The organism is Actinophytocola sediminis (genome assembly GCF_054779715.1).
In genome coordinates, this window is sequence record NZ_BAAGXS010000033.1 from 133,861 (window position 1) to 145,359 (window position 11,499).

General features: G+C 67.1%; 13 protein-coding genes. 11 read left to right on the forward strand and 2 right to left on the reverse strand.

Annotated features, from left to right (window positions below):
- Positions 1-23 precede the first annotated feature (23 nt).
- The 9 genes from ACYVIP_RS21330 to ACYVIP_RS21370 all read left to right on the forward strand — a co-directional run bounded on the left by ACYVIP_RS21330 (position 24) and on the right by ACYVIP_RS21370 (position 8,491).
- On the forward strand, positions 24-1,709 hold the full coding sequence (locus ACYVIP_RS21330; RefSeq protein ID WP_460398976.1) for a carbamoyltransferase family protein: 1,686 nt from the start codon (positions 24-26) through the stop codon (positions 1,707-1,709).
- Positions 1,706-2,773: a hypothetical protein gene (locus tag ACYVIP_RS21335; protein ID WP_460398978.1), complete on the forward strand. Its 1,068-nt coding sequence runs from the start codon at positions 1,706-1,708 to the stop codon at positions 2,771-2,773. Before ACYVIP_RS21330 ends, ACYVIP_RS21335 begins: the two co-directional genes overlap by 4 nt.
- A 111-nt stretch (positions 2,774-2,884) precedes the next feature.
- On the forward strand, positions 2,885-3,403 hold the full coding sequence (locus ACYVIP_RS21340; RefSeq protein ID WP_460398980.1) for a P-loop NTPase family protein: 519 nt from the start codon (positions 2,885-2,887) through the stop codon (positions 3,401-3,403).
- 73 nt (positions 3,404-3,476) lie between these two features.
- Complete coding sequence (locus ACYVIP_RS21345) at positions 3,477-4,325, forward strand: class I SAM-dependent methyltransferase (protein WP_460398982.1); 849 nt, start codon at positions 3,477-3,479, stop codon at positions 4,323-4,325.
- On the forward strand, positions 4,322-5,101 hold the full coding sequence (locus ACYVIP_RS21350; protein ID WP_460398985.1) for an aminoglycoside phosphotransferase family protein: 780 nt from the start codon (positions 4,322-4,324) through the stop codon (positions 5,099-5,101). Before ACYVIP_RS21345 ends, ACYVIP_RS21350 begins: the two co-directional genes overlap by 4 nt.
- A complete protein-coding gene (locus ACYVIP_RS21355; protein ID WP_460398987.1) occupies positions 5,098-5,760 on the forward strand; it encodes a histidine phosphatase family protein in 663 nt (220 codons plus the stop codon). The genes ACYVIP_RS21350 and ACYVIP_RS21355 overlap by 4 nt, the downstream gene beginning before the upstream one ends.
- A gap of 77 nt (positions 5,761-5,837) precedes the next feature.
- Entirely contained in the window at positions 5,838-6,656 is an 819-nt protein-coding gene (locus ACYVIP_RS21360) for a phosphotransferase family protein (protein WP_460398989.1), read from the forward strand.
- Entirely contained in the window at positions 6,653-7,678 is a 1,026-nt protein-coding gene (locus ACYVIP_RS21365) for an NAD-dependent epimerase/dehydratase family protein (RefSeq protein WP_460398991.1), read from the forward strand. Before ACYVIP_RS21360 ends, ACYVIP_RS21365 begins: the two co-directional genes overlap by 4 nt.
- Positions 7,679-7,687: 9 nt before the next feature.
- Positions 7,688-8,491, forward strand: a complete 804-nt coding sequence (locus tag ACYVIP_RS21370) for a 3-deoxy-manno-octulosonate cytidylyltransferase (RefSeq protein ID WP_460398993.1) — start codon at positions 7,688-7,690, stop codon at positions 8,489-8,491.
- A 28-nt stretch (positions 8,492-8,519) separates the two neighbouring features.
- Here ACYVIP_RS21370 and ACYVIP_RS21375 read toward each other — a convergent pair whose 3' ends face one another.
- Both ACYVIP_RS21375 and ACYVIP_RS21380 read right to left on the reverse strand, forming a co-directional pair.
- Positions 8,520-9,248 carry a GntR family transcriptional regulator gene (locus ACYVIP_RS21375; protein ID WP_460398995.1) on the reverse strand — a complete coding sequence of 243 codons (729 nt, stop codon included), beginning with the start codon at positions 9,246-9,248 and terminating at the stop codon, positions 8,520-8,522.
- Between the two features lie 30 nt (positions 9,249-9,278).
- Positions 9,279-9,812 (reverse strand): GntR family transcriptional regulator, encoded by a 534-nt coding sequence (locus ACYVIP_RS21380; RefSeq protein WP_460398997.1) that lies wholly within the window; start codon positions 9,810-9,812, stop codon positions 9,279-9,281.
- 273 nt (positions 9,813-10,085) lie between these two features.
- Between ACYVIP_RS21380 and ACYVIP_RS21385 the strand changes: the two genes are divergently transcribed.
- Positions 10,086-10,775, forward strand: coding sequence for a 6-pyruvoyl trahydropterin synthase family protein (locus ACYVIP_RS21385; RefSeq protein ID WP_460398999.1), 690 nt, complete (start codon positions 10,086-10,088; stop codon positions 10,773-10,775).
- Positions 10,772-11,476, forward strand: coding sequence for a 7-carboxy-7-deazaguanine synthase QueE (locus ACYVIP_RS21390; RefSeq protein ID WP_460399001.1), 705 nt, complete (start codon positions 10,772-10,774; stop codon positions 11,474-11,476). Before ACYVIP_RS21385 ends, ACYVIP_RS21390 begins: the two co-directional genes overlap by 4 nt.
- Positions 11,477-11,499 lie beyond the last annotated feature (23 nt).

An 11,499-nucleotide genomic window follows, 5' to 3' on the forward strand; every position in this document is an offset into this window, starting at 1 on the left:
CTCGACCGGACGCAGTGCTCGGGGTGTGCGCCTACACCCACGACTCCGCCGCTGCCCTGCTCGTCGACGGCGCTTTGGTGGGGTTCGCCGAGGAGGAGCGGCTCGTCGGTGAAAAGCACACCAAAGTGTTCCCGACCCAGGCAGTGGACTGGCTGCTGCGCGACGCTAACCTCTCTCGCGCCGACATCGCGGCCGTGGGCTACAACTTCCAGCCCACCAGCTACCTCCGCGCGCTCACCGACACCCCGACGCACCTGGTTCGGCGGGCGACGCGCGCCCGAGCAGTTCCCCGTGCCCGCAACGTCCTCAAGGTCTACCGCCGCACCAGGGCCCGGCTAACCATGTTGGCCCAGGAGTTCCCGGCCGCCCAGATCACCCCGGTGCTGCACCACCGCGCACACGGCCTGTACGCGTTCGCCTCCTCGGGTTACGACACCGCCGCCGTCCTCGTCGTCGACAGCCTCGGCGAAACGCAGACCACCACCCTCGCGCACGCCCGCCACAGCAGCACGACCTGTGACTACCGCGTCATCGACCAAATCACGGATCCGGCCTCGCTCGGGTACGCCTACGGCGCGGTCACCGAGCATCTCGGATGGCGTCGCGGCGACGAGGAAGGCACCGTGATGGCCCTGGCCGCCCTCGGCGATCCCGGCCGGTTCGCGGACCTCATGGCCCGCGCCATCCCGATGACCGAGCACGGATTCGCTTTGGATCCCGGCCTGTTCCCGCTGCGCGTGCTGTCCCGTCGCTTCGCACGCGTCAGCCCCACCTTCATCCACGCCACGTGCTCCACCCGCCGGCCCGACCACCCGGTGGAGCAGGTTCACGCGGACTTGGCCGCCGCGCTCCAGCAGCGCACCGAACAGGTGATGCTGCACCTGACCCGTCGGGTGCAGCGGCTCACCGGCGCACGGCGGCTGTGCCTGTCCGGTGGGGTTGCGGCCAATTGCGTCGCCGTCGGCGCCATCGTCGCCGAGGGCTTGTTCGACGAGGTTCACGTGCCGCCTGCGCCGGGCGACTCGGGCACGGCGGTCGGCGCCGCCGCCGCGGTACACCTCGACCGCGGACTCTCCAGGCCAACGGGCCTCACCGCGCAGTGCTATCTCGGGCCGCACTACCCGGGCCTAGAGTTCCCGCCGCACCCGCGCCCCGGCCTGGCCGCGCGCCGCCCAGCTCACGCCGCCCGATTTCTGGCTGAGCAGTTGGCGAATGGCCTGATCGTGGGGCTGTTTCACGGCCGGCTGGAGGCCGGTCCGCGGGCCTTGGGCAACCGGTCGATCCTGGCCTCTCCGCTGCGGCCGGATGTGGTCGATCGGCTCAACCGGACTGTGAAGTTCCGCGAGCCCTTCCGACCGTTCGCTCCGGTGGTCCTAGCCGAGGTCGCCCCTGGGTACTTCACCTTGCCGCAGCTGGCGCCGTACATGTCCATCGCCTCGGGTGTTACCGACCGCACCCGGCGCACCATCCCCACGATCGTGCACACCAACGGCACCGCCCGCGTGCAGACAGTCACGCCGCGCCAGAATCCGTTTCTGGCCGACGTGCTCACGGAGTTCGCTCGGCTCACAGGAGTGCCGGTGCTGATCAACACCTCGCTGAACGTCAAGGGCAAGCCCATCTGCGGCACGCCAGACATGGCGCTGAACTGTCTGATCCAGAGTGGACTGGACGCGCTGATGATCGAAGGCTGGTGGATCACCAAGTGAGAATCGGGTACAGCTTCTGGGGATTCCTCGGTCCCGGTGTGGTCGACACGCCGGATGGCGGGCGCAGCCACCGCCGGGTACTGATCGACGGCATCCGGTCCCGCGGCCACGACATCGTGTTCCTCCAACGCGACCGCGACCGCGCCGAAACCGGGCTCGACCTGACTGGCACCTACACGTGGGACGACGGCTTCCCCGACATCGATGCCCTGTTTCTCGAGTGGCGCTGGCCCATCCCCGGCCGCAACACCACCCCGTGCGCAACGACCGGTCACACCTGCGACCTGCACCGCCAACAGGCGCTGCTCGACCACTACACCCACCGTGTCGCCACGCCCACGGTCGTCTGGGACAAAGACCAGCAACTGCCCGGCGACGACCCGCTGCGCCGCGTCAGCAACGTGGCGGTGTGCGAACCCGCGTTGTCTCCCAGCCCCGACGCGGTGTCATTGCTGTTCCCGGTCGCCGACGACGCCATCGCCGCCGCCGATCCGGCACAACTGGCTTCCTCGCCCCGACCGCTCACCTTGGCCTACGTCGGCAACCAGTACGACCGCGACGACGCGTTCGATGCCTTCTTCGCGCCCACGGCCACTGCGGTGGATCACGTGGTGGCCGGCAAGTGGACCGACACCGACCGCTGGCCGCACGTCCGGTTCATCGGCCGCATCCCCTTCCTCGACGTGCAGGAGCTGTACGGGACCGCGCTGGCCACGATCCTGCTTGTCCCCAAGCGCTACGCCCGAACCGGGCAAATGACCCAGCGCCTGCCGGAAGCTGTCCTCAAGGGCTGCGTCCCGCTGTGCCCCGCCACGATCCACCACGCCGACACGCTGGTACCGCCCGAGCTGCTGATCCGCAACGGCGCAGACGCCGTGCATCGGCTTCAGTGGCTACGCGACCACGCTGGCCGTGGCGAACACGCGGAGCTGCTGGCCGGCAGCCTGCGACTCCTCCGCCGCTTCGCCCTCACCACGCAACTGGACACGGTCGAGCGTGTCCTGGATCACCTGACCACACCGGCGGCCACACCAGTGACCACGCTGGCGGGTGGGTACGCATGACCCACGATCAGGTCGACCCACTGGATCTCGGTCCGGTCAGCCCATGGTCACCCCGACGCGCCGGCACCGGCACCACAGGTCGCCAGCTCAAGACGACTAGGTTGGAGCGCCATGAAGAAGGTTGCGGTCATCGGCTGCGGAGGCAGCGGCAAGTCCTATGTCGCGCGCGAGCTCGGGGCACTGCTGAACGCGCCGGTCACGCACCTGGACGCCGTGTTCTACGACCGCGATTGGAACGAACTCCCGAAGGAGGAGTTCGAGGCACGGCAGCGCGACCTTGTCGCCGAGCCGACCTGGGTGATCGACGGCAACTACAACTCGACGCTGCCCGTGCGGCTGCAGGCTTGCGACACCGTCCTCTTCCTGGACCTGCCGACTGCCACGTGCCTGTGGGGCGCGGTGTGGAGGCAGCTGCGGCGGGGAGCTGGCCAGCACCGGGAGACCGGCGAGTTCAACCGCATCCACCGAGGCGTCATCCGCTACATCCGCATCTACCGCACGAAGATGCGCCCCAAGGTGCTGCGCAAGATCCAGGAACACGCCCTCCACGCCGAGGTCGTCACGTTGACCAGCCGACGCCAGGTACGCCGCTGGCTGACCACGGTCGCCCACGACCAATCACGCCCGTAGTCATTCCCCGAGCGGTGCCCTCGGGAGTCGGCGCGGTTCGCCATGGACTCCGTGCTCGCCACGGGACGGTCCGATGACCCGGAACGGTGTGAACCCGTTCGTCAGCGGCGACATCGGCCAGGTGCTTTATGGCACGGCCGACCGGCTCGCGGCGCGCACAGGCGCCTTGCATCGCGCGAAGACCGCCGGACGTCCGGTCGCCGACGTCGTGGCCGAACTCGCCCACGTGCACCGGGACGGGCTCGCATGGCAGGTGGTCCTCGACATCGGCTGTGGCCGCGGCGGCAGTACACAGGCGCTGGCTACGCAGCTGCAGCCAGACCTCTTGGTCGGCGTCGATGCCTCGGCCGCGATGCTGGCGGCGGCGCGGCGCCGGATGGCGGGCGCTAGTGACCGGCCCGCTGTCGGTTGGACTCGGGGCGACTTTCACGAACTCCCGTTCAAGACCGGGGTGTGTGCGCTCGCGGTCGCGGCGTTCTGTCTCTACCACTCGCCCCATCCGGAGCGGGCCATCGCCGAGATCGCTCGGTGTCTGGAGCCGAACGGTCTGGCGGTGCTGGTTACCAAGTCCCTCGACAGTTACCACCAGCTCGACGCCCTCGCCGCCGTGGCAGGGCTTGACCGCGATGCTCGCGTCCGCCCCAGTCTCTACGCCTCGGCCCACAGCGGGAACCTCGCGTCGCTCGCCGCCACGGCCCTGCACGTATGTCAGGTGGCGCATGAGCGCCACCGGTTCCGATTCACCAGCCTGCGGCATGTGGCCGAGTACCTGGCCACCAGCCCGAAGTACCACATGCCGTCGACGCTGCAAGGCCAAGTGGACGCCATCGAGGCTGCCTTGATCACCGTCGTCCCGGACCAGCCGGTGGACACCGACTCCACCGTCACCTACGTGGTTGCACGCCGAGGCGGCTCCCAATGACCAGCCGCATCGATCGTGACAGGTTCATCAAGACCTACCCCAGTACGCAGGCCCGCGCGGCGGCGGAGCACCACTACCACTGGCTGACCATCCACGCGCGCCCACTCCGCCTCCCCGGGCTCCTCCGTGCTGACGGCACCAACCTCGAGTTCGTCCGGGTCGAAGGGCGCCACGCCACCCCACCAGACCTTGTCCGGATCGCCGCGCATCTCGGTGACGCCCACCGCGCCGCATGGACTAGTGAGCTCCACCGTGCCCGAATGGACCAGCCGCACCCCATCGACCGTGATACCACGCTGTCCGACTTCGTCAGTCCACGGCGGGACGCGTTGAACCGGTGCCTTGACGCCGGCGACCTCACCGACCGCGACTTCGACGCCGTGTACGCCATCCTGGCCACGGCCATGTCGCAGCCGGTGGCCTTCTACAAAGACACCAACCCGCGCAACATCCTCATCACCACTGCCGGCCACATCGTCACCGTCGACGTCGACGACCTGACCCTCGCCCCGTTCGGCTATGACCTAGCCAAACTCATCGTCACCCTCGCCATGACCCACGGCCAGCTCCCCGACACCCTCATCCACCGCGCCCTCGACGCCTACAACACCGCCGCGGCACGCCACGGCCCGCGCCTCGGCCACGTCGACCTCGAGCACCTGTCCCGCTACGCCGCACTGCACCACATCCTCACCGCGCCCTACATCGGCCGCGGCGGCTACCGATACCCCTGGCCCACCGTGCAACCCACCGCCTGGCAAGGAGTGCGTCCGTGATCACCACCGAGCTGCTGCTGGTCCGCCATGGACAGGCACACTGCAACGCGGCCGGGATCGTTGGTGGTCCCCGGACCTGCACCGGGCTCACCGACCACGGCAGACACCAGATGACGTTGGTAGCCGAACGGCTCGCAGCCGACTACCCCGGCATCCCAAGGATCACCACCGTCTACACAGGGCCCCGCCAGCGGCTACGCGAATCCGCGGAAATCCTCGCGCACTCCCTCAACGCGCCCATCGCTGTTGAGCCCAGCCTGGACGGACCGCGACACGGCGAGGCCGACGGACAGCCCTGGCAGGAGATCACCGAATCCCTTCGTGGGAATCCCCAGACCCACCCCGACCGGCCATGGGCGTCCGGATCGGACACCTGGAACGACTACCTCCGCCGCGCCACGGGAGATCTCGCGGAGTTGCTGTCGCGGGTCGCCGGGCAACGCATCGTTGTTGCCGCGCACGGAGAAACCGTCATTGCCGCACACGCCCTCCTGCTCGGATTGTCGGCCGACAACCGCGTGCGGTTCACCGTCGAGCACGCCTCCCTCACCCGGTGGCAGCACCGACGCGATCGCTTCGGCCACGACAGTTGGTGGCTGGACCGCCACAACGACACCACCCACCTCCACGCGACAACACCGGCAGACGACATCCGATGAACCAAGAGCACGAGCCCACGAAGATCACCGGAACCGACGACGCATTCCACACGCTCGTCCGGCGAACACTCGGACCCGTGACGGCACTGTCACGCCCCGATCTCCCCGTGCACATCAGGGCCTTCGCCGACTCCAACGGTCGACACTATCTGGTGAAACGGCATTCCTCGCACGAGCGCTACGAACGCGAAGGCCACGCCTACAAGCGCTGGGTTCCCGCGATCCACGACCGGGCTCCGCACCTGTTGGCTACCGATCCTGATCACCTGATGCTGTTGCTCACCGCGGTACCCGGCGTGCCCGCCACCCACGTGACACCCGGAGGCGACTCCGAGCGCGCGGCCCATCACGCCGCCGGCGCGGTGCTCCGTCGGCTACATGACAGCGCCCCACCCGAGGACAGCCTCCGCATGGCCGTGACACTCGTCGAGCGAACCCGGCACTGGGTCGACCGCACCGGGGCGCTGTTGACCGCAGCCCAGCGGCGCCTGCTACTCGACCACGCCGACGCCATCGGCGCGGCTCCCGTCGAGGTGCGCTTCTGCCACCTGGACTTCCAACCGCGCAACTGGATCATCGACGACGACGGCATTCTGCGGCTGATTGACTACGAACACGCTCGGCCCGACGCCCGCGTCCGCGACCTGGCCCGACTCGCCCACCGCTACTGGCCCCGCCGCCCGGACCTCTACCACGCCTTCGTCCGCGGCTACGGGACAGCGCTCGACAACAGCGAACGGGTGCTGCTGTACCACTTCGGCGCGCTCGAAGCCGCGACGGCCCTGGTTCGAGGAACCGAGACCGACAACACCGACCTGACCCTGCACGGGCGCACTCTCCTCGACCGGCTCATGCGCCATCCCGACCCCTCTCCAGAGCTGTGGAGCACCCCATGAACCCCCTCCCCTCTCTGGCGGGCCAACGCGCCGTCGTCACCGGCGTCGCCGGATTCATTGGCTCCCACCTTGCCTCCGCACTCATCCGTGCCGGCGCAACAGTGATCGGCATCGACCGACGCAGCCCACACAACGACCACGCCGCAGCCACTAACCTCGCCGCGCTGCTCGACGCACCCAACCTCACGCACGTCGTCGCCGACCTCTGCACGGAACCACTCGACCAGCATGTTCGCGACGTTGACGTGGTGTACCACCTCGCCGCGATACCCGGCGTGCGCCCCTCCTGGGGTACACAGTTCGAGGACTACACCGCGTGCAACATTCTGGCCACCCAACGGATCATGCACGCGGCGACCCGATTGCGCGTCCCTCGTGTCGTAGTCGCATCGTCGTCCAGCGTGTACGGATCGACCGATGGCTCACCCAGCAGGGAAAGCGATCCGCCGCGACCCAGCTCCCCGTACGGAGTCACGAAACTGGCCGCCGAACAACTCTGCCTCGCCCACGCCGCCCGCGGCGACTCCCCCACCACCGCGGTCGCCCTGCGCTACTTCTCGGTCTACGGGCCACGCCAACGCCCGGACATGTTCATCCAACGCGCCCTCACCGCCACCCTCACCGGTCGACACCTTCTCCTGTTCGGGCATGGTCATCGACGACGCGACTTCACCTTTGTCGACGACGTCGTGGCGGCCACGATCGCCGCCGGAACCGCGCGCACACCCAGCACGGTCCTCAACGTCGGCGCGGGCGTCGGAGCCAGCCTCCGCGACGTCCTCGACATCATCCACCAGCTCGTCGACCGGCCCACACCCGTGGAGGTCGTCTCCGACCACGCCGGCGATGTCGACGCCACCTTGGCCGACACGACCTCCGTCCAGCACCTGCTGAACTGGCATCCCACCGTCACTCTCACCGAGGGAATTACCCAGCAACTGCGGTCGCTCGACCCGACAGTGAGCATCCTCACGACCAACAACAACACATCGCTCGCGCCATTCACCCAGCCAGCCATCTAGGAGTCCGCCATGGCACACACCGACGTTGGTCGTGGTGTTCTCGCCGTGATACCCGCACGATACTCATCATCAAGATTCCCAGGGAAGCCGCTGGCCACGATTGACGGCAAGCCAATGCTATGGCACGTGTACCAGCAATGTATGAAAGCGCGGACTATTGCAGACGTCGTGGTCGCCACCGACGATGCACGGATCGCCGCCGCGTGCACCCAGTGGGGAATTCCGTCGACCATGACCAGAGACCACCCCACCGGGACCGACCGTGTCGCAGAATGCGCCCAAAAACCTGAATTCCGCGACTACGCCGGCTACATCAACGTCCAGGGCGACGAACCGTTCGTCTCGCCCGAATCCATCGACGCCGTCGGCCTCGCCCTACGCCACCACTGCGGTGGCACAATCGCGGCGGTCAACGCATACTGCGACCTGCACGAGCCAGCCGAGGTGTGCGACCACAACGTCGTGAAACTGACCTTACGCACCGATGGCTGCGCACTGGCATTCTCTCGCCAACCAATACCCTATCCGCACACGTCGACCCGATTGGCATACTGTCGACAACTTGGCCTGTACGGATTCACACCGTCCGGTCTTCATGCCTTCACAACAACACTGCCTGGCCCCGTAGAACGTGCGGAGGGAATCGAAATGCTCCGACTTCTCGAGCGCGGCCTCGCAGTACAAATGATCAAAGTCAGCGACACCGGTATCGCAGTTGACACCCCTCAAGACCTTGAACGCGCCCAAGCATTCATAGAACACACACGGGTAGATCGTAGTGAACCGTCCGGCAATACCCGCAACCTCGTCTGAGATCGAAGGTGCAGACAACGTCTTGACTCTACCCAGACTCGGTCTCGACGGTCTGTCTGTACAGCAGCTCATACAGGTGTGCGCCCTTGATGAGGACCGAGGCTTCGACGGGGCGTTCGTTGTCGCTGTAAATGACACGCAACTGCCGGATCACCGGCGTCCCATCTGGAAGATCCAGCGTCTCGGCTTCCTCCACCGTCGGGGGGCGTGCCGAAATCCGGTCGACGAAGGTCCGCTGAGGAAAGCCGAGGTCGGCAAGCGCCTGGGGTGCACCGCCGCGGATTTTCGCGGCCTTCGCCAGGCTGCTGGTGGCGGCAATCTCGGCGGGATAGTACGACGCGGACAACTCCACGGGCTGCTCGTCGTGGAAGAGAATTCTGGTGCGGATGATCGTGGTAGCACCTGGCATCAGCTGCAATCCCTCGGCGATGTCCGCGGGTGGGACGACGTTGTCGACGTTGCGCAACTGGTAGCGGAACCGGCCTGGTTCAGGCTTGATGTAGGCGGAGGCGTCGATGATGAACGGCTGCCGATCGCGGACATAGACGCCTTTGCCAACACGGCTGTCGAGGAAGCCTTCGTCCTTCAGTGCCTTCAGCGCGTGCTGGATGGTGGCGTTCGCTGCACCGTACCGCTCGACGAGTTGCGCGGTGGACGGCAGTTGCGTACCTGGGCTCAGCTCGCCGCGCATGATGAGATCGCGCAGTTCCGCCGCGATCTGCTGATGCCGGGGCCGGATGTCACGGGCGCGAGGCAAGGCCGACTCCTGGAGACGCTGTCAGGGCGGTCATGGCGTCAGCTCGTATCGCAGCCGTCGCCCCTCGGCCACCATCGTCATCACGCTGGCTTCGACGGGCAGATCGTTCTCGGAGACGAGCACGCGAGCGAGCAGCAGCACACAGGACGGGTCGTCCAGCTCCAGCGCGGTCCGTTCGTGTGGTGTGGCCAAGCGTGCGCTGACGTCTTCACGGACGCGGCGAGGCGGATGTCCGAGGTCAGTCAGGAGTGCGACAGCACCGCCGGGGATCTTGCGGGGCTCGGCCAGCCTGGTGCCCCGAGCGATGTTCGCGGGGTAGTACGAGTCGACAAGCTCGACCGGGTGGTCGTTGAACAACATGAGGCGGCGCCGCACGACCACCGCCTCGCCCGCATTCAGGCCCAGCATGTCGGCGACCGTCGCGGAGGCGACCACCTCGTCAACACTCAGCAACTTTTGAGTTCCCGTGCCGCCATGCTCTGCTGCCTCGGCGCCCCAGGCGTCGCCCCGGTGGCCGCTCACGTAGGGCATCGACACGCTCGTCCACGGGCCGGCGCTCGTCATCGCTCGCCCTCCTTGTGTCTCGCGGTGGGAGGTACTCCCACCGTTGACCTTAGTCGTAAGGCAGCAAGGCCACGTTCGACGCTCATCCGGACAACCTTGTCACCTTTCCGATATCGCAGTAAGGTAAATCGTAGCGAAGGTACTACAGATCGTCACTGGTCAGCTCGACCCCCGAACTTTCCGGCCGCTGCGTCATCCGAGCCGGCAAGGCAGTTCGGCAGCCAGCGCACATCGTCCCAGTGCCGTTCGGCATGACCGAGGAAGGAGGGCTACATGAAGGCCACTGAGGAGAAGTGTGTGGCGGGCGGCCAGATCACCATCTCGCAGTCGTTCGGCTTCAGCGCCAGCCACGAGCTGAGGCAGTTACCGGGCAGTCACAAATGTCGCCGCAACCACGGCCACAACTACACGGTGACCGCCTCGGCGCTCGTGCACGATGACGCCCCCGGAGACCTGTCGCCTCTCGGGGACTATCTGGCCGCGACGTTCGACCACCGGTTGCTCAACGAGCAGGTCACCTTCCACCCGACGAGCGAGCTTCTCGCTGCGCACCTTGCCGAGTGGTTCCGGGACCATATGGAATCGGCAATGCCGATCACGCTGGTCGAGATGGTGGTGTCGGAGACCGCGACCACGTCAGCACGCTGTGACGGCGTCACCAGCGAGGTCACGATCTCGAAGACCTTCAAGACCAGCCACGGCGACGTCACGCTGGTTCTGGGGGCGGACGGACTCAACGAGGTTGGGTTCATCACCGATTTCGGCGACCTGAAGCCGTTCGGGACGTACCTCCAGGCGCCTGACGCCGGCGCGGGGCTACGTGCTGCCGGCCCTGCGCTGGTCGCGCACCTGGCTGGCTGGTTCGTCGACAACGTCGAGCCGGAGATCCGCGGTCGACTCGTATCCGTACGGGTCGACTCGGGGAAGACCACCGGCCTGTGGGAACGAGGCGATGCCTCGTGAACACGCCGGCCTTGGCTCCCGAACGTGTAGAGGGTTCCGCGATTCTCACGGAGAAGTTCGAGTCGTTCCAGGGCGAAGGCCCGTGGACCGGGCAGCGCTGCGTGTTCGTCCGGTTCTCCCGGTGCAACCTCCGGTGCGGCTTCTGTGACACCCCAGAGAGCTGGGACTGGAGCAGATACAACCCGGCCGAGGTCAGCGACAAAGTCCCCATCGCCGAGCTGGTGTCGTGGGTGCGTGAGCGCGGCGTGGACATGATGGTGATCACCGGCGGGGAGCCGATGTTGCAGCAACCCGCCATGACCGCCCTCGCCCGCGGCCTGGCGAACGTGCGGGTGCAGGTCGAAACCAACGGCACGATGGCGCCCACACCGGAACTTGCCTCCTTGGTCGATCTCTGGGTGGTGAGTCCGAAACTCGCGAACTCCGGCATGACCTACTCAACCCGCATCAAGCCCGATGCCCTCTCGGCGTTCGTCGCGACAGACCGCGCGGTGTTCAAGTTCGTTGTCACCGAGCCCGACCGGGACCTCGACGAGATCGCCCAGCTCGTCGAGGAGCACCAGCTGGCTCCGGTGTGGGTGATGCCGGAGGGCACCACCCAGGAGAAGGTTCTGGCCGGTATGGATGCGCTCTACGGCCCGGCCACTGAACGCGGATGGAACGTCTCCACCCGCCTGCACATCCTGACCGGAGCGCGGTGACACCGATTCCCAGACCGAGCACC